Raw genomic sequence first — 18,540 nt, forward strand, 5'->3', positions numbered from 1 at the left:
GCTTGCTTGACTAATCAAGGAGAAAACGCCGGCGACCTGCAAAGGTCGCTTGCGAATCTGGATGAGGCAATCGACATCCTTGCCCGAACACCGGATTATGCCAAAGCCACCAAAACCAGTCGGGTGCTGACGGCGTTGCGCCGTATCATGATGATGGAAGGCGGCTTTGATGCGATCGAGCAACGCGCCGCACCATTAGAGACGGCGGGCATCTTCAACGGCTCCGACTGGGCCCAACCACAAATATTGCAACCTGCATTGACCAAGTATTCGCTGCGCTCGGAATCCAGTGACGTAGTGCTGATGGAAACCCTGAGCGAAATACGCCTGCTGGCAGTTGCCAAGGGTGCCTACCCGCATTCCGCCATTTCCACTGAACAGGCTCATCATTATCTGACCCAGGTACTGGCGCTCAATCTGGAATTGCTGTTTACGGCCCCCAGCGAAGCAGAGCGAACGCAGCAAGGTAGCCTGGCGCTGTTGACCCGGGGCCTGCTCAGGCATCTAGCGGAGGGTATCGGCTACGAGCATATCGTCGATCAGCTGGTGGACGAGATCTGGCGCGTGCTGCAGCAGCGCCCGATTCAGGTCGAATCCGTCAAGCAGATGATTTTGCAGATTGCCGCCTGTCGCATCAATCCGAACATCGACCTTGGCGTCAGCGGTCAAGGCGCGGATCGCCTGATCAGCAGCCTATTCGGTACCACCAACGGCTGTCGCGAGGATCCAGGCCTCGAAATTTATCAGCAGCGCCTGGAAAGCATGGACGCGGCGGCGCTTCAGTTCGAAGCTACCGGCTTCGCCCGAGCGATGCACGATACTGGCCTGGTCTCGCCCTATCACGCATTGCTGCTGCGCCATCTACTGACGCACAGCGATCATGTTCTGAGCGAGGCCCTAGGCCTTTCCAGCACCGGTCGTGACTGCCTGCTGTGCTATCACGCCCTGGTCCATGCCATGATCGATCTGGCAGTGCATCCCGAGACCAGCCAGGCCATCTACGGGCTGGCATTGATGCTCGAGCGCGGCATCCTATATCAACCGCCGGTGGCGCCGGCCCTGTGGCGCCAGGTAGGGCTCGAGTTGTCACCCTATTCCCAGCAACGCCTGACCCTTGCCTTCGGTGTCACGCCTTCTCCCGGTGCGCGGCTGATGGAGGGCGTGCTGTGCATGCTCGGCCAGCCGCTCGGGGTCGGGCAAGGTAACAATCCCACCTGTCAGTCGGCCCGAGCCCTTTCGATGTGGTCCTACAACGACCCGGACTACCTGCTGCAGATGATCGTCTGGGCCACGCGTGACGACGAGATCATCATGCACTTCGAAGGTCAGCCGGTCTCTTCCAGGGAAAACCTTGAGGGTGTCGCCAAGACGCTGCCCATGGATCTCGACCCGGTATCGCTGCTGGTGGTGCCGCATCTGGATCGCATCTACACCGAAATGGGACGGCGCTGCATGGCCCGGGGCGAAGACCCGCACCGCTGGGTCAATCCGGAATTCCACGGTTGGTGGGCCGGACGCGGTTTCCGGATTGCCGTGGATGTCGCTACCGGCAAGCTGTTTCAGCTGGAAAATTTCCTGCGCCACTTCTATGCCTGCTACCACCCTTACTACAATGGCAATCAACCGCTGATTCACCCCCAACCCGCGGGGGTCGCGGTCACCGATAGCGCTGCGCGCTTCATCGGATGGCATGCCATTTCACTGCTGCGGGTGAGCCTGGACCCGCAACAGGTCATGCGCATGTACTTCTTCAATCCCAACAACGATAGCGGTCAGGATTGGGGGGATGGTGTGGTGGTCAGTACCGCTGGGAACGGCGAGCGTTACGGCGAGGCCTCCCTACTCTTCGAAGACTTTCTTTCGCGTCTTTATATCTTTCATTACGACCCTCTGGAGCCAGGCGATACCAGCGCTGTCGACGAAGGATACATTCAAGAAGTCGTCGCCAAAGTCCAGCGCACCTGGGCCAAGGATCGGATACCCACAGACCCCTTACAGGCTCTAAGCGGTTCGCTTTAAAGCCTACTTTTTCTCGCTTCAAACGAAGGCCCCACTGGAATGCCAGTGGGGTCTCGTCAGTACCGATCTCAATCGCCTACGCCACCTTTTCCCTTCATGCGCTGACGCAGAATCGGCCCGACCAGATAGGGCAGGATCAGACCGACGATTGCCACACTCCATAAACCCATCGCCAGACCGCTGCTCCATAGCACCGTCCAGTCACCATCGGCAATGTCCAACGCGTGGCGTAAATTCTTCTCCATTTCAGGTCCCAGCAGCAGACCCAGGATGATCGGTACCAGCGGAATCTCCAGCTTGCGCAGGAAATAGCCCCCTACACCGAAAGCGACCATGAAATAAAGGTCGAACGCGGAATTGCTGATCGAATAGATACCCACGAAGGCCACCATGGTGACAATGGGCAGCAAATACATCGGCGGCACGGAGAGCAGCTTGACGAAGATACCCACCATGGGAATGTTCAGCAGCAACAACAGGAAATTACCGATTAGAAGCGCCGCAATCACGCCCCAGACGATATCCGCGTTCTGGGTGAACATCAGCGGCCCAGGGGTAATGTTCAACGAGATCAACAGCGCCAGCAGCACCGCCGTGGTACCGCTGCCCGGCACGCCAAGCGTCAACATGGGCACCAGCGCCCCGGACGATGCACCGTTGTTGCCGGCTTCAGGTGCCGCCACCCCGCGGGGGTCGCCCTCGCCAAAGTGTCCTTTCTTGCCCAGTATCTTCTTTTCCAGGGTATAGCTGATGAAGCTGCCCAGGGACGCGCCTGCCCCTGGCAAGACGCCGGCGATGAACCCCAGCACGCCTCCGCGAAAGGAGGTTGGCAGTATGGCTACGATATCCCGCCAGGAGAGCTTGAGCTTGTTGACCATCATGGCCGGCTTGCCGCCCCCGGCGCGCTCCTCGATAAAGAACAATAGTTCGGAAATGGCGAACAGACCGACGATGGCGATGATGAAATCGATGCCTTCATAAAGCTCGAGGATGCCGAAGGTGTAGCGCTGGGTGCCCGTATTGTCGATACCCACGGTGGCAATCATCAGGCCGATGGCCGCCGCCATGATTGTCTTGACCGGGTTCTTGCCGGTAATACCACCCAGGGTGGCAAAGGCCAGCACGAACAGAGCGAAATATTCCGCTGCGCCGAAGGTCAGGGCGAACCTGGCCAGCAGCGGTGCCAGAAGGATCAGACCGATGGTGGCAATCAAGCTCCCCATGAAAGAGGCCACGGCGGAAATGGCCAGGGCTTCCGCCGCCTTACCCTTCTGCGCCATCGGGTAGCCATCGAGACAGGTCATCATGGCCGGCTCATCGCCGGGAATGTTCAGCAGGATCGACGAGATGCGTCCGCCGTACATGGCACCCGCATAGACCGCCGTCAGCATGATGAGAGCGGTATCCGGCTGCAATCCCAGAGAGAACGCCAAGGGGATCAGAATCGCCACCCCATTGGCGGGTCCCAGACCTGGCAATGCGCCGATTAGGGTGCCGAGAAACGCCCCCAGCAGCGCGAACATCAGGTTATGCGGCTGCAGCGCGACGCCGAACCCATCGATCAAATAATTGAGGGTTTCCATCAATTTGTCTCCAGCACGCTTAGCAATCCCCAGGGCAGCGGCAGATCCAACGCATAGGTGAACAGCAGGAATACCACCACCCCTGCGATGAGTCCGGTGAGATATGCCCGCAGCACTGCCGCCCCCATGCGCCAGCACAGGGTGCCCACCGCCAGGGTCGTGGCGATGACGAACCCCAGGGGTTGTAGCAACAGCGTATAGGCGATCAGCACGGCAACGGCAATCACCAGCTCCAGCCATATGCGACCCGGCGGCCAGGCATTATCCGGGTCCGGCTTCACGATCAGGTAAAGACTGGTCAGCGCCAGCACCGCCGCCAACAGAAATGGAAACGTTTCGGGGCCGACAGCCTCGGCCCCGCCAAACGGTTCTGGAAACTGAGTGGCGCCCCAGCCGTATGCAACGGCCAGGACGAGCATCAGTATGCCAAAGACACGATCGTTGAGTGCCATTATTGAATCAGCCCGATATCCTTGGAGAGGGTTTCGATGTCATCGATCTGCCGCTTGACGAACTCTTCGAATTCATCGGCGCTCTTGTGGAAGGGCATCAGACCATTCTGCGTCATGACCTGTTTCCACTCTTCGCTTTCATAAATGGTGTCCATGGCGTCGACCCAATACTGCTTGGCCTCGTCGGAGATATCCGCCGGCATGTAGAAGCCACGCCAGTTAGGGCCGACCGCATCGATGCCCTGCTCCTTGGCGGTGGGTATGTCGGAGAACTCGCCCGGCAGACGCTCCTCGGCAAGTACCGCCAGCACGCGTAGATCGCCGGATTCCATGAAGCCTTGGGCTTCGGTGATATCACCTGTGAAGGCGTCCACATGACCGCCCACCACCTGGGTCATGGCTTCACCGCCGTTGTTATAGGACAGGTAAGGAATGCGTGGCAGGTTCTCGACCCCGGCATCCTGGGCCGCAATCAATACTTTGAGATGGTCCCAGCCGCCCTTGGCGCTGCCGCCGGCGAACTTCACCGCCCGGGGGTCTTGCTTGAGCGCGTCCATCAATGTCGGCAGATCCTGATACTCGGAATCCTTGGACACAGCGATGATGCCATAGTCCGCTCCCAGCGCTCCGATCCAGTTGACCATGTCCGCGTCCAAACCCTGGAACTGGCCCTGGGCCAGACGGGTAGTCGTGGCGGTAGAGGCTGCAACCAGCAGCTGCTCGTCGCCGGCACGCTTGCTCACCGTATGGGCATAGGCGACACCACCACCGGCGCCGGCCATGTTGATGGTCTGCACGCTGCGCGGTACCAGATCGATTTCCTCGAGTACCTTGCCCACGCTCCGACAGGTAAAGTCCCAGCCGCCACCCGGGTCTGCAGGCGCCAGGCACTCCACCTTGCCGGAGGGCTCGAAAGCCATGACCATACTGCTACCCAAGGTCAGCGTCACCGCAGCAAGTAGTTTGATGGGTGCTTTCATCGTCATTGTTGTTTCCCTTTCCTGTGGAGATGGATCAATCGACTCGAAACGAATGGCGAATCGCCGGACTTGCCATTCACCTAGACGTTACCTTACAATTCTGTAAGGAAGAACGCCGTTCCTCTGAATAGAAAGCTAGGCATCTTGAGAGGTGGCGTCAACGTTTATTGGCGTCGCTGCGACCAAAGTAGTGTATCGGTGACGGCATCCCCCACTCCTGCACGAGGCACACTGAAAGCATGGCACAAGACCGCGTAGAGGCCGTGGAACGGGCATTGACCATACTCGAAGCATTCGACTCCTCCATGGAGAGCTTCACGCTTGCCGAACTGGCGAATGCCACGGGCTTCTACAAGAGCACGTTGTTACGCCTGTTGAGCTCACTAGAGCGCTTCGATTACGTGCAGCGCGGCAGCGATGGACGCTATCGCCTGGGGTCGACACCATTGCGCCTGGCCCGTCGGCACCTGCCTAGCAGGCAGCTCGAGGTCAGTATCCAGCCCGTGCTCGATCGCCTGGCCGGCGTCAGCGGCGAAACCGCCAGCCTGATCGAGATCGACGATGAAAACGCCGAATGCCGCCTGGTAACGACCCCGGATGCGGCCCTGCATCATGCACTACGTCCCGGGCAGCGCTGGCCTGCGCCCCAGGGCAGCCCTATACTGGATTTCATTGGCGGTGTCATGGTCTGCCAGCGCTTGACGACAGCGGATTCGGGAACACTCTGGCTCGCCCTCTCCGGGCCACGCGGACGCCTCGACCCCACCACCGCCACCGCGTTATTGAACGAAGCAGTGTCCAGAGTGGCACAGCGGCCGGAGGCTACTAGCCCGTCAGCGATTGCTGCGCCCTGAGCGAGACAGCCATGAAGCTACTCTTGATCGAAGACGACGCACTGCTCGCCGAGACGCTGGCCGACGTATTGCGCCTCGAGGGCCATCGCGTCACGACTCTCCAGGATGGTCGCGAGGCTCGTCAGCAACTGTCCCACGCCGATCATGGTCAGGACTTGATTCTGCTCGACCTCAACCTGCCGCACTGCAGCGGCTTGGAGGTGCTTGCCGCCCTGCGCCAGTGCGACGCAAAAACGCCGGCGTTGATCCTTACTGCCCGCGGCGCCATCGAGGATCGCGTGAAGGGGCTCGACCTGGGCGCCGACGACTACCTTGCCAAGCCTTTTGCCCTGGATGAACTGGAAGCCCGGGTGCGTGCGCTGCTGCGCCGCCAGGCACGCGATGCCAGCTTGCAGATCGGCACGCTGAACTTCGATAGTCTCGCCCAGCGTTTTACGCTTGGCGGTGAATACCTCAATCTACCGCCCCGAGAGCAGCGCTTGCTCGCCTGCCTGATGCGCCACACCGGCGAGCCGGTGGACAAGGTTCGCTTGGCCTCCGAAGCCTTTGCCGGCGAATCTCTAGGAGACAACGCCATCGAGGTCTACGTGCATCGCCTGCGGCGCCGATTGGCCAACAGCGATGTCACCTTGCATACCGTACGCGGTCTGGGCTATCAGCTGGTGTCATCGTGACAGCCCGAGACAGTCTCTACCGACGTCTTCTGGCCTGGTTGCTATTGCCTTTGCTGGGCCTGGCGGTACTGATATTGTGGCAAGCCTATCTGGGCGCCCGGGACACCGCAGACCGCGCCTTCGATCGATTGCTCGAGGCGGCGTCGCTGGCCATCGCCGAACAGGTCAAGTGGCAGGACGATCGCCTCTGGCTCGACATGCCGCCGGCGGCTCTGGAAATGCTCGCCACGGATGCCGAAGAACGAGTGTTCTACGCCCTCTATGCCGCGGAGGACGAGTTCGTCACCGGCAACGCTCATCTACCTGCCCTCGAAGGAGACAGCGCTCCCTTACGCTTTGCAGATGTAGGCTGGCAGAACCAGACGCTGCGACTGGGCATACGCAATGCTCGGCTCGAGGACTGGAACCAGCGTGAGTATTTTGAGGTACGGGTCGCTCACACCCGGGAAGGCCGCGAAAGACTGGCGTCATCGCTTTTCCATGGCAGCCTTGTCCGCATCGCCCTGTTGGCCCTGCTGGCCACCAGCGTACTGGTACTCGCCATTCGCTTCGCCCTGGCTCCACTCACCCGCTTGCGTCGCGCCATTCGCGCCCGAGATCCTCGCACCCTGGCGCCTCTGAAGCTGTCGTTGCCACGGGAACTCGCAGAACTACGCGAGGCACTCAACGAACTGCTGTCACGCATGCGCCGCGTGCGTGCCAACCAGGAACGCTTCATTGGCGATGCTTCCCATCAGTTGCGCACCCCCTTGGCAGGCTTATCGGCGCGAGCCGAACTGGCCCTGCGCCAGGACGACCCGAGCGTATGGCGAGACTCCCTGTGCGCGATGCAGTCAACCAGCAACAGTGCCGCTCGTCTGGCGGTACAACTGCTGTCGCTGACCCGGCTCAACAATCCCGAGGCCACCCCGGAACTCAGACCACTGGATCTTAATCAGATTGCGCGCAGGGCAACGCGCAACGCACTCCCGGCCTGCCAGCGAGCCGGCATCGACCTTGGCGTCGAGGTGCCGGAAAATGCCGTGATCGTTTCGGGAATCGACTGGCAACTGGAAGAAGCTCTGAGCAATCTCATCGACAACGCGCGACGATATGGCAGTCAGCATGACGAACGACACCAGGAGGCTCCACGCATCACCGTTCGAGTGCAAACCGCCCCGCCGATACTCGCGGTCGAGGACAACGGGCCCGGGATCCCGCCTCACCTACACCTGAGGGTGCTGCGTCCCTTTTACAGAGGTCAGCACAGTGACCGGCTATCCAGCGAGGGGTCGGGCCTGGGTCTGGCCATCGTCGAGGGTATTGCCCGCAGCCACGGCGCGCGCCTGAGTCTTGAAGAGGCTGGTTCGGGGCATGGACTGAATGCGGTCATACGCTTTCCGGAGACGCCATCATGAATGTTGGATGGCGAATGGCCCTCTCATGGCTTTGCTTGGTGTTGCTGTCGCAGCCAAGCATGGCGCAGACACTGCATTACCCTGCCGAACCAGAACGCGCCAATGCACCTCACCTGCTGATTCATGGCGCCCTGGACCCACCGCTGATCGCACCGGTGCTGGAGGACTTCCATCGCCGCCAGCCCCACATCGACCTGACCTATCGCAATCTCACCACCCTCGAGATCCATCGCACCTTCCTGGCCGACGAGGGTGAAAGGAGTGCCGACGTGGTGATGTCTTCGGCCATGCCCTGGCAGTATCAGCTGGCCAACCACGGCTATGCCCGAGCCCTGGACGGCCAGGCAGCCCGGAATTGGCCTCAGTGGGCGCGCTGGCGGCGTGAATTGTTCGGCATCACCTTCGAGCCGGTGGTGATCGTTTACCGCAGGGAGCTGGCCGAGCGTTTCGGCAAGATGACCGATCACGGCGACCTGCTTCGGCTGCTCGAGAATGAGCGCGACGCCCTGCAAGGTCGTGTAGTGACCTACGATCCGGCACTCAGCGGTGCCGGTTATACCTATGCCGTCGAGGAGGCTCGCCTATCGCCCCGCTACTGGGAGCTGGTCGCCGCCCTTGGCGGCGTACAGGCCGATCTCGTGGGCACCACCGGCGAAATGCTGAAAGGATTGGCGTCGGGACGCTATCTCATCGGCTACAATCTGCTCGGCAGCTACGCTCAGGATTTCGTTCAAACGCACCCGGAGCTGGAAATCGTCGTGCCGGACGACTATGCGCTGATCATGCAACGGCTGGTATTCCTGTCACGCTCGGCAAACAACCGTGAGCAAGGGCAACGCTTTCTCGACTACCTGCTCAGTGAGGCGGGACAACGGGTAATCGGCGAACAAACGCCCTTGGGGGCCGTGCACCCGGCCTTCGAAGGCCCGGGCAGTGCAGCGGCACTACGCGAGCGCCTGGGCGAAGCGTTGCGGCCGATTCGCCTCGGGCCGGGGTTGCTGGCGACACTCGATCACCTCAAGCGCGAAGCGCTGCTGGACCGATGGGAGCGAGAATTTCAGCGCGCCACGCCAGGCCCCAATCCCCACGCCTACATGAGAGAACACCCATGATGCGTCTCGACCAGCTACTCGTCGCCCAAGGGCTAGTGCGTTCGCGCACCCGGGCCCAGCGCCTGATTCGCAATGGGCGGGTGACGCTGAAAAGCGCTCCTGACAAGGCGTTGACGAAACCCAGCGAAAAGCTTCCGGAAGACACGGGGCTTGTGCTGGGAGAAGATGAGGAAGAGCGTTATGTCTCCCGTGCCGGCCTGAAACTGGAAGCCCTGCTCACCACTCTGGCATTGCGCCTGGAGGGTAAAAGCGTGCTGGACGTAGGCCAATCCACCGGCGGATTTACCGACTGCGCCCTGCACCATGGCGCCGTCCATGTCATCGGCATCGAGGTAGGCCACGATCAACTCGATACCGAATTACGCCGCGACCCTCGCGTGACATGCCTCGAAGGGCTCAATGCGAGGGCCATGTCCAATGACCCGCGGCTTCTGGCGGCCATCAAGCAACATGCCCCGCTCGGGATAGCCGTGGCGGTCATGGATGTTTCGTTTATCTCCCAGACGCTGATCCTACCGGAGCTAGGCCGGATGCTAAACCGAGGCGCCGAACTGCTGTCTCTGGTCAAGCCGCAGTTCGAGGCCGGTCCAGGCCGAGTAGATACTCGCGGCATCGTCAGGGATAGTGCTAGCTATACACAGGTCGAAGAGCGCATCCGCGCCTGCTGTGCCGGGCACGATTTTGAGGTACTCAGCTGGCGCGACAGCCCGATTCTCGGTGGCGACGGCAATCGCGAATTCCTGTTGCATGCTCGGCACCGGTGATCCCCTCACTTATTCAGTGATTCGCCCAGCGTCGTATCTTTCGTCTGGGAGATGACGTTCTTCGCCCGTCCTTCTGCATCGTGCAACCAGACGTCCATCTGATTAAAGGCAACCCGGATGTCGTTGTCACGAAATAGCGTATCGAGCCGCCGATTGATCTCGTCCGCAGCGAAAAGCCGGTCGAGCAGATCGTTGACGAAGATGCGCAATTCGAAGTTGAAGGCCGTCGACCCGTAGCTGGTGCACAGCACCTGAGGCTCCGGGTCCTTGAGCACCCGTTCGTTCTCGGCGGCGGCCTGCCCCAGCAACCGGTGCACTCTGTCCAGATCGGAACCATGGGCCACGCCGTAGTTGAGCACCACCCGAGTAACATTGTCCGACAGCGTCCAGTTGATCAGTTGATCCGTGACGAACGTCTTGTTGGGAATGATGATCTCCTTGCGATCGAAATCCGTCATCGTGGTGGCGCGAATGCGGATGCGGCTGATCGTTCCGTGCAGATTACCCAGGGTGATGGTGTCGCCGATGCGTATTGGGCGTTCGAAAAGAAGGATGAGCCCCGAGATGAAGTTGGCGAATATTTCCTGAAGACCGAAACCAAGACCGACACCCAGAGCAGCCACCAACCATTGTAGCTTGCCCCAGGACACTCCGAGCGTTCCCAGCGCCGTAACGATACCGCCCCCAACGATGATGTAGGAAAGCAGCGATGTGATCGCATAGGCGCTGCCCTGCTTGAGAGATAGCCGGGACAACACCATCACTTCGAGCAAGCCCGGCAGATTGCGTGCCATGACGGAGGTCAGCACCACGGTAATCAGTGCCGTCAGCAGGTCTGCGACGGTAATGGGTGTTTCGCTAAGACTTTCACCTACGCCTTGGGTGATCGACCAGATGCCAACATTGTCGAGATAGGCCAGCACCGCCAGCAAATCCGACCACAGAACGTAAAGCACCACAGAAAAACCAAGGAATAATATTAGCTTGGACAGACGTAAGGACTGCTGATTGACCTGCTCGAGATCCAATGGCGGTTCTTCGACGACCTCGAGCCCACCTTCGGCGCCTTCCTGAACCTGGGCACGGCGGCGCGCCACAGCTCGCCGATAAGCCAGGCGCCGCGCGGCTACCGCCAGTCCACGGACCACGGATGCCTCGACCAGAATCCACAAGCCGAATATATACAAACTGGCAACGAAGCGATTGACCAACTTCAAGGCGGTGTATTCATAGCCCAACACGATCAGCACCGCCAGAACCAGGGTAGTGCCGGACAGCGCCAGCCCTAACAGCAGTCGAAACAGCTTGACCCCAAAATAGGGTGTGTGAGCAAGAATGAGTCGTGCCAGCAGCACGCTCATGGCCAACAGACCCGCCAGTACTAAAAATAGGAAAAGCGGCCGCTCGGCAAGGGTCGGGCCGTCACCCTGAGCCAGGGAGCTGATCAATAACACTGGAATGAGCGCGATGCCCAACCACCAGAGCAGGCTTCGCAAGCGCGTAGCGTAATCGGCAGGCCAGTGGAAATGACGCACCGCGACACCATCTCGTACGAGGAGACGACGTACCAGCGCGATTGCCGCCCATGCCAGGGAGAGCTGCAATAGCGCCTCGCCCCAGGCAACGACGACACCTACCCCACCAAGGCTCATGGAGACGCCAATGGCAGCCAATGCCAAAGGCCCCGGGGCAGCGATCAGAGTGTTGAGCAGGATGGCCTTGGGGGTATGCATCTGGGTATCGCGCTTGAGCCGCCCTACCTGTTCGTGGAGAGCCAATAGTCGTGCCTTGATAGGCCGACGCCGTAGCAACAGGCCGATGGAAAGCAGCAGCAATGGCAGTCCCCACAGGCCAGCCGGATGAGGGAGCCGCCAGAAGTGATGGAGCTTCTGCCGCCAACCTTCTCCACTCACCTGAGCCATCAGTGATTGTGGTAATTGATGCAGCCAGGCCAGATCGAGAGGATGACGACTCGCCACCCAGAAAAGCTGTTCTTCGATGGTCATGCGCAACGATGCACTGATTTCGAGTAGCTGCTGCTGATTGAGCTGAAGATCGATGGCTGTGGTCAGCAACTCACCGTATTCTCGCTCAAGTTGATCCACCAGTTCGCTACGCCCCTGATACAGTTTCCTCAATGTATCGATTACCTGGGGCGTCATTTCAGCGCCATTTTCGTCGATTTGCTGACGTGCAAGTCGTTCCGCATCACGCAACCCATCACGCTGTCGATTCAACTCGAATTGCTTGAGGCGGATATCGGCGATCTGTTCTTGAATACCCTTGACCGCATCGACCTGAGGCAAGGAACTGCGCTGCTCCCGCAAAATGCGCGACAACAGTTGACTCCCCCGCACAGCCTCAATCTGCTCTTTCAAGGTGCGTTGTACCTGTCGTACGCGATCGAGCTGCGTACGCACCGTCACGCCTTCACGCTTGAGTACGTTATAGCGATCGATCACCTGCAACAACTCGAGACTCATCTGGCGATTGCGCGATCTGGCATCGATCACCACTGCACTGTCATCGGCAAGGGAAGGTTCGTTACCGGACGTCGCTCCCAGCGTATCTGCAAGTTGGTCGCGACGCTTCTGGTCGAGGATGGCCTGCATCAGAGTGAGATTATCCTCGATTTGATCGATTTCGCGGATAAGCACTTCGCGCCGACGACTGGCCAATTCGAGCAAGCGGGTATTCACGGCCAGCTGTCGACGTTTGAGCGCCAACTTATTCTCCGCCAGTGCCAATTCGCTTCGCGCCAACCATGCCTTCGGTGAATTTGCGACACCGCTATAATCACTCAGCGTAAGACGCTTTTCCTCGATTTCTTCGAGCGCTTCGGAGATAGTTGCCTGAGCGCGTTCGGGCAACGTCTGGGCGGCGATCAAGCGTGAATTGGTCTTGGCTAGATCGTCTTGCAGCGACTGCAGCCGATTCAGGGTATCGGCGACTCGTGTTTCCAGTTCAGAAATGTCGAGAGACTTGAGTGTTTCGGTGTCTACCGTTTCACTTGCCATCGTGTCGCGCAGCGAACGCGCAAGGCGCTGCATTTCATCCGGCGCACGAGTGATTTGCTGCTCGAGCTCGTTGCGTTCCTGACGAATGTTTTCTATGTCCTTCAGCATATCAAGCACGAACTGCAGCGTTTCCATTTCTTCCTGCTGATCGCTATTCGGCTGCTCTATTGCCGTCAGTGTTTCCAGACTCCGGGAAACTGCATCACGCTCCGGTGGCACCTCCTGGCCCCAGGCCGAAGTCCAAATCGACAACAACGCCAGCACAACCACAATGACTATGCGCCACCCTCTTTTCTGCCCCGCTGCCATTATTGATCCTCATTTCCCATGCGAGCGTATCGCATTCTAATTGCTAAAGAATTATCCGAGCGCCATATCAAGGTGGCAATTACTTCCGCAAAGCGATTGACTTGGCAGAACAGCATGGTAGAAACAGACGCTTGGTGCCGCATACAGGACGCTGATAATGGTTTTGCCCTCACCGCTGCGTGTGATTGCGCGGTTGCTTTTTTGTTCATTGCTGAGCGTTTCGATTCAAGCGAACGCCCAGCCGAGCACGCAAGAAAATAGTACTTCGGGTAGCGAGGAGGCAATTGCCAGCACCCTGAAGCAGGCGGATGTTCGCCGTGAACTTGAGCGCGAATCATCGCGCAATCCCTTGGTGCTTAGCGTTTATCGACGCAACTATTTATTGCCTTGGTCCTACAGTACCAACCCCAACCAGGAAGATTTCGACTCAATCAGCACCAATGGCAATGCAGACAATTCAGAAGTCAAGTTTCAGATCAGTCTCAAGGTAAGCGTCCTGAACGACATGTTTGGTGACAATGGCGATCTCTACTTTGCCTATACTCAGCGCAGCTGGTGGCAGGCCTACAATGCCAAGGCATCGTCTCCATTCCGCGAAACCAATCACGAGCCCGAAGCGTTCATCAGTTTCGACAATGCCTATTCCTGGTTTGGCTGGACCAACACGCAAAATCGCGTAGGTTTCGCGCACCAGTCAAACGGGCAATCGCAGCCCTTGTCCCGCAGCTGGAATCGTCTGTATGCGGACTTGCTTTTTCAACGGGGTGATTGGGCGATCAGCGTAGTCCCCCACTGGCGCATTCCCGAGTCGGATAAAGACGACGACAACCCGGACCTCGAGAACTATATCGGCTATGCCGACATGACTCTGGTACATACCTTCGGCGATCAGGAAATATCCCTCATGTTGCGCGGCAATCCAGGCAAGCATCATTACGGCGCGCTGATAGACTATACCTTCCCATTGATCGGTAAAGTCCGGGGCCATGTGCAGTACTTCGATGGGTATGGGGAGAGTCTCGTTGATTACGATGAGGACGTACAGCGTTTCGGATTGGGCTTCAGCCTGAATACTTATCTAGCGGGTATTCCAGGCAATGATTGATAACCAAGGGCATGTTGCTATGATGATAGCCTTATTCACCACTCATGGAAGACTATAGAAATGAGCATGTTTCCTGTAGGACACCACAGCCGTGAGACGAACTCTCGCGGAGCCAGCACCGAGCAACTTAAAGAAGACCTGCGTCATCTTTCTCAGACCGTGGAAGAACTGGTCAGTGCAACTGCCGACGATTCGCGAAGCAACGTCAAGGAATTGCGCAGCCGTGCCGAGAAGCGCTTGCGGGAAACACGCACGCGTATCGAAGCTCGAGGCGAAAAAGCCTATAACGATGCCCGTGACGGCGTGCTCGATAGTGCCGACATGGTCGATCGCTACGTGCATCAGAACCCCTGGACCGGCATTGGTATCGGTACTGCCGTGGGTGTCGTTATCGGCATGATCGTCGGACGGCGCTAATGTCCAGCGGCAACGGCCCAGCGGAACGCGTGATTCAAGCTGGACGGCAAATGCTGAGCAGCTTGGTTACTACCGGCGAGACGAGACTGCGTCTCGCCGTAGTCGAACTGGAACTCGAGCGTGACCGCATCCTTACGGTACTGATGCTTGCAGGCGCCAGCTTGATACTGTTTGCCTTTGGCATTGGCATGCTACTTCTGATGCTGATAGTCGCCTATTGGGAGCAGCATCGTGTTTTGGCGATTGGTGTCAGCGGCGGCACGCTATTACTCGTGGCTGCCATACTGGCATTCAGTGCCAAGCGTATTGCCAAGCAGCGCAGGCTGATGGAATCGACGCTAAGCAACCTGTCTCAAGATCGGCACTATCTGGAGTCTTCGCGTGAGCCATCGTGATCGTCTTAAGCGGCGAGAAGAGCTCGAGATCGAGATACTTCAACAACGCATTGATATGACCATGGCCTTGCGCGATTGGCGAGAAGCAACTGCTCCCATTGATCGTGGATGGCAACGGCTAACTCAATGGCGTACGGCCTTCATTGCATTGGGCGGCTTTGCTGCAATACGCGGCCTTCGCAAACCTCGTTCTACCGGCAAGCTGATGGGCAGGCTGCTTACCGGCATGATGCTCGTCAATCGAGGCCGGGTCGCCTATCGCATGTTGCGCAATCGACGCGCTTGAGCCTCATCGTCGTTTAGCAAAGCGTGTAAATGAAACGCCGGCTTATGCCGGCGTTGTTGTTTCTATTTTCAAACGTCCTTGGCAAGACGGAATCCCGAGAAAGCCCAGCGGGCATGAGGCGGAAAGAAGTTTCGATAGGTTGCGCGGATATGGGCCTGGGGCGTCGCGCAGCATCCACCACGCAGCACCATTTGACCCGACATGAACTTGCCGTTGTATTCCCCGAGGCTACCGGGCAGTGGCTTGAATCCCGGGTATGGCCGGTAGGCACTGCCGGTCCACTCCCAGACATCGCCGAACATCTGCCCGGGTGCATCCTCTGAAACTCCGCCGGCTACCGGGCGCAAGTAATCCTGCTCGATGAAGTTGCCTTCGGAATTCGCTTCTCGGGCAGCGACTTCCCATTCCGCCTCCGTAGGTAAACGCGCGCCGGCCCAGCAGGCGAAAGCATCGGCCTCATAAAAACTGACGTGGCTCACCGGCGCCTGCCAATCCACGGGTACTAGCCCCCCCAAGGTCATGTGGTACCAGCCATCATCTCGCTTTACCCAGTAAAGCGGGGCTTTCCATCCAGCCTGCTTGACCGTCTGCCAGCCGTCGGATAGCCAATAGTCCGGGTGTTCATAGCCACCGGCCTGCATGAACGCCAGAAATTCAGCGTTCGTCACGGGGCGACTGGAAAGTTGAAATGCCTCGACGAACTGGCGGTGGCGCGGCGTTTCATTGTCAAAGGCAAAACCATCTGCGTGGACCTCACGACCGATATAGCGCACGTCTGCTGCAAAATCATGCCACCGCAGTGGCTCGGCCTGTTGATCGGAAGCCGGCGACAGGTCGCTGCGATAAACCGGGAAAAGCGGATTCTGTGACAGGATATGCTTGATATCCATGGCCAATAGTTCCTGATGCTGCTGCTCGTGATTGAGCCCAAGCTCCACTCGGTGGAGGATGTCATTCACATGCTCAGCCGGTGGATTGCTGAGCAGTTCCACCATGGCATTGTCGATATGGGCACGATAACGGTATACATCATCTACCGTGGGGCGTGATATCAGCCCCCGATGCGGTCGTGGAAACGGAGTCCCATGAGTTTCATAATAGGAGTTGAAAAGAAAGTCGTAGGCGCTATCGAGGGGGCAATAGGATGCATGAAACGGCGTCAGCAGGAATGCTTCGAAGAACCAGCTGACATGAGCAATATGCCATTTGGGCGGACTGACATCCGCCATGCTTTGCACCACATAGTCTTCCTTGCACAGCGGCGCGCATAACGCTTCGGTAGCGGCGCGAACGCGCTGATAACTGCGCAACCACTCCTTGGTATGCTGGATTTCTTCGAAAGCCGAATCGCGCTTTCTTTCCACAAGTAATGACATACGGCAACCTCCTGTCGAAAAAATGGCATCCTTGATATGACAATTCAGCGTAGCAGGTCACTGCGCGAGTCCAAGTAGTTCGGGTAACTTTTTTACAACGCCAGGCCGCACGCCACCCCGGACGCCCAGGCCCACTGGAAGTTGTACCCTCCCAGCTCACCGGTAATATCGAGCACCTCACCAATGAAGCGCAGTTGCGGCAGATCCTTAGCCTCGAAGGTCTTGGAGGAAATGGCCGCTGTATCCACGCCCCCCAGGGTCACTTCTGCGGTACGCCACCCTTCCGTTCCCGCAGGCTTTAGCCGCCAGGCGTTGAGTCGCTCGCCCCAATATTGCAACTGAGCATTGGACTGCTCCGCCAATAGCCCATCGCTGCCATACCACTCGATCAATGCCTGAGCCAGGCGCTTGGGCAAATGCTCACCCAGCCAGGTCGAAAGCCGGCGCTTGGGGGTAGCCTTGCGTGCACTGGCCAGCGCACCGAAGGCATCGATGTCTGGCAAAAGATCGATCAGCAGTTCATCACCCGGCTGCCAATGGCTCGAGATCTGTAGCATAGCGGGGCCGGAGAGCCCGCGATGGGTAAACAGCATCGGTGCCCGATAGCCTCCATTACGGCATTTCACGTCCACTTCACAGGACACGCCCGAAAGCGCTGCCGCGCGTGTTTTCCATTGAGAGGTCAGAATAAACGGCACCAGCGCAGCGCGGGTTTCAGTTACTGCCAGGCCGAATTGGCGGGCGATATCGTAGCCAAAACCCGATGCCCCCATGGTCGGAATCGATAGCCCGCCGCTGGCAACCACCACCGCGCCGGTATCGATGCCCCCAGCGGACGTTGTCAGACGCATGCCTTCGCCCTTTCGCTCGATGCGCTCGACGGTGGTCTTTAGATGAATCTCCGCTCCTGCCCAGTCACACTCTGTAAGCAGCATATCGAGAATCGGTTTTGCCGAATCGGCACAGAATAGCTGGCCCGGCGCCTTTTCTACCGGCTCGATGCCATGACGTTCGACGAGTTCGACAAAATGCTCCGGGCGATAACGATTGAGGGCCGAAATACAAAAATGGGGATTGTTGGAGAAGAAATGGTCCGGCTGCGTATCGAGATTGGTGAAGTTGCAGCGCCCCCCGCCGGACATGAGAATCTTCTTGCCCGGCTTGTTGGCATGATCGATGACCAGCACCCGTCTCCCGGCATAGCCGGCGGTCAGCGCACACATCAACCCAGCGGCGCCCGCGCCGATTATCACGACATCCGGGTTGGAAATCATACAAACAGGCTCCAGATACTATTTAATGGATAAAGCCGGTCATTCTACGCTCTGTCTGAAAAATGTCTGCGCTGTTAAAAGACTATCACTTGAGGAGTGACTCTCATGCTCGAACTGATTGCTGCCCCAGCCTTACACGTTGTTGCCATGCGGGTTTCCGGCTGTATCGACGCCGATGATCTCCAGCGCGGCATCGATGCCATCGAACATACCAAGAAAAGCCACGATAAGATCAGCTTCTTTGTCGAGGTCGATAATCTACGCTGGATGACCGGTACCGCCCTGATGCGCGACATCGGTTATGGCCTGACCCAGTTTGGACGCATGCATCGTTTTCATCGCATTGCAGTCGTTTCGGATCAGCAATGGGTGCGTAGCGTTGCAAGCGTCCAGAATCAGCTGTTCTCATCCATCGAGGTACGGCCATTCAAGAAAGAAGAGAAAGAGACCGCAATGCAATGGGTCTGTGAGTCATCGGAGGCAGATACCTCCGCAGAAAAAGCTGCCTCAACCCAACCCGATTAGG

Annotated in this window: 17 protein-coding genes; 11 read left to right on the forward strand and 6 right to left on the reverse strand. The window is 58.5% G+C overall.

Annotation, left to right across the window (positions count from 1 at the left end; translation table 11 throughout):
• Nucleotides 1–6: 6 nt before the first annotated feature.
• A complete protein-coding gene (locus H7850_RS11570) occupies nucleotides 7–2,019 on the forward strand; it encodes a hypothetical protein (protein ID WP_227369693.1) in 2,013 nt (670 codons plus the stop codon).
• A 68-nt stretch (nucleotides 2,020–2,087) separates the two neighbouring features.
• Here the strand turns inward: H7850_RS11570 and H7850_RS11575 are convergent, their stop codons facing one another.
• The 3 genes from H7850_RS11575 to H7850_RS11585 are packed head-to-tail and all read right to left on the reverse strand — an operon-like array spanning nucleotide 2,088 to nucleotide 5,040.
• Nucleotides 2,088–3,602, reverse strand: coding sequence for a tripartite tricarboxylate transporter permease (locus tag H7850_RS11575; protein WP_227369694.1), 1,515 nt, complete (start codon nucleotides 3,600–3,602; stop codon nucleotides 2,088–2,090).
• Nucleotides 3,602–4,054, reverse strand: a complete 453-nt coding sequence (locus tag H7850_RS11580; RefSeq protein ID WP_227369695.1) for a tripartite tricarboxylate transporter TctB family protein — start codon at nucleotides 4,052–4,054, stop codon at nucleotides 3,602–3,604. The genes H7850_RS11575 and H7850_RS11580 overlap by 1 nt, the downstream gene beginning before the upstream one ends.
• Nucleotides 4,054–5,040, reverse strand: a complete 987-nt coding sequence (locus H7850_RS11585; RefSeq protein WP_227369696.1) for a Bug family tripartite tricarboxylate transporter substrate binding protein — start codon at nucleotides 5,038–5,040, stop codon at nucleotides 4,054–4,056. The genes H7850_RS11580 and H7850_RS11585 overlap by 1 nt, the downstream gene beginning before the upstream one ends.
• 233 nt (nucleotides 5,041–5,273) lie before the next feature.
• On the opposite strand from H7850_RS11585, the gene H7850_RS11590 reads away from it, so the two are divergent.
• Genes H7850_RS11590 through H7850_RS11610 form a run of 5 tightly spaced genes read left to right on the forward strand, consistent with a single transcriptional unit; the run spans nucleotide 5,274 to nucleotide 9,835 of the window.
• Nucleotides 5,274–5,888 carry a helix-turn-helix domain-containing protein gene (locus tag H7850_RS11590; protein ID WP_227369697.1) on the forward strand — a complete coding sequence of 205 codons (615 nt, stop codon included), beginning with the start codon at nucleotides 5,274–5,276 and terminating at the stop codon, nucleotides 5,886–5,888.
• Nucleotides 5,889–5,899: 11 nt separating this feature from the next.
• Nucleotides 5,900–6,562: a response regulator transcription factor gene (locus H7850_RS11595; protein ID WP_227369698.1), complete on the forward strand. Its 663-nt coding sequence runs from the start codon at nucleotides 5,900–5,902 to the stop codon at nucleotides 6,560–6,562.
• Nucleotides 6,559–7,959 carry a sensor histidine kinase gene (locus tag H7850_RS11600; RefSeq protein ID WP_227369699.1) on the forward strand — a complete coding sequence of 467 codons (1,401 nt, stop codon included), beginning with the start codon at nucleotides 6,559–6,561 and terminating at the stop codon, nucleotides 7,957–7,959. The genes H7850_RS11595 and H7850_RS11600 overlap by 4 nt, the downstream gene beginning before the upstream one ends.
• A gap of 59 nt (nucleotides 7,960–8,018) precedes the next feature.
• Nucleotides 8,019–9,071, forward strand: a complete 1,053-nt coding sequence (locus tag H7850_RS11605) for an ABC transporter substrate-binding protein (protein ID WP_227369700.1) — start codon at nucleotides 8,019–8,021, stop codon at nucleotides 9,069–9,071.
• Nucleotides 9,068–9,835: a TlyA family RNA methyltransferase gene (locus tag H7850_RS11610; protein WP_227369701.1), complete on the forward strand. Its 768-nt coding sequence runs from the start codon at nucleotides 9,068–9,070 to the stop codon at nucleotides 9,833–9,835. Before H7850_RS11605 ends, H7850_RS11610 begins: the two co-directional genes overlap by 4 nt.
• A gap of 5 nt (nucleotides 9,836–9,840) precedes the next feature.
• On the opposite strand, the gene mscK is transcribed toward H7850_RS11610, so the two are convergent.
• On the reverse strand, nucleotides 9,841–13,161 hold the full coding sequence (gene mscK / locus H7850_RS11615) for a mechanosensitive channel MscK (RefSeq protein ID WP_227369702.1): 3,321 nt from the start codon (nucleotides 13,159–13,161) through the stop codon (nucleotides 9,841–9,843).
• A gap of 157 nt (nucleotides 13,162–13,318) precedes the next feature.
• Here mscK and H7850_RS11620 point away from each other — a divergent pair, with 157 nt between their 5' ends.
• Genes H7850_RS11620 through H7850_RS11635 form a run of 4 tightly spaced genes read left to right on the forward strand, consistent with a single transcriptional unit; the run spans nucleotide 13,319 to nucleotide 15,364 of the window.
• Nucleotides 13,319–14,266, forward strand: a complete 948-nt coding sequence (locus H7850_RS11620; RefSeq protein WP_227369703.1) for a phospholipase A — start codon at nucleotides 13,319–13,321, stop codon at nucleotides 14,264–14,266.
• A gap of 60 nt (nucleotides 14,267–14,326) precedes the next feature.
• Complete coding sequence (locus tag H7850_RS11625) at nucleotides 14,327–14,683, forward strand: DUF883 family protein (RefSeq protein WP_227369704.1); 357 nt, start codon at nucleotides 14,327–14,329, stop codon at nucleotides 14,681–14,683.
• A 50-nt stretch (nucleotides 14,684–14,733) separates the two neighbouring features.
• Complete coding sequence (locus H7850_RS11630) at nucleotides 14,734–15,078, forward strand: phage holin family protein (RefSeq protein ID WP_227369705.1); 345 nt, start codon at nucleotides 14,734–14,736, stop codon at nucleotides 15,076–15,078.
• Nucleotides 15,065–15,364, forward strand: coding sequence for a YqjK-like family protein (locus tag H7850_RS11635; RefSeq protein WP_227369706.1), 300 nt, complete (start codon nucleotides 15,065–15,067; stop codon nucleotides 15,362–15,364). The genes H7850_RS11630 and H7850_RS11635 overlap by 14 nt, the downstream gene beginning before the upstream one ends.
• Before the next feature lie 68 nt (nucleotides 15,365–15,432).
• Here the strand turns inward: H7850_RS11635 and egtB are convergent, their stop codons facing one another.
• Together egtB and H7850_RS11645 are read right to left on the reverse strand one after the other, a co-directional pair.
• Nucleotides 15,433–16,740: an ergothioneine biosynthesis protein EgtB gene (gene egtB, locus H7850_RS11640; RefSeq protein WP_227369707.1), complete on the reverse strand. Its 1,308-nt coding sequence runs from the start codon at nucleotides 16,738–16,740 to the stop codon at nucleotides 15,433–15,435.
• A 92-nt stretch (nucleotides 16,741–16,832) separates the two neighbouring features.
• The gene (locus H7850_RS11645) at nucleotides 16,833–18,014 is read right to left on the reverse strand and encodes an NAD(P)/FAD-dependent oxidoreductase (protein WP_227369708.1); all 1,182 of its coding nucleotides are present in this window, start codon (nucleotides 18,012–18,014) and stop codon (nucleotides 16,833–16,835) included.
• 105 nt (nucleotides 18,015–18,119) lie between these two features.
• On the opposite strand from H7850_RS11645, the gene H7850_RS11650 reads away from it, so the two are divergent.
• A complete protein-coding gene (locus tag H7850_RS11650; protein ID WP_227369709.1) occupies nucleotides 18,120–18,539 on the forward strand; it encodes an STAS/SEC14 domain-containing protein in 420 nt (139 codons plus the stop codon).
• The last annotated feature ends 1 nt before the right edge of the window (nucleotide 18,540 follow it).

This window comes from Halomonas sp. M20, assembly GCF_020622265.1.
Lineage (GTDB): Bacteria > Pseudomonadota > Gammaproteobacteria > Pseudomonadales > Halomonadaceae > Modicisalibacter.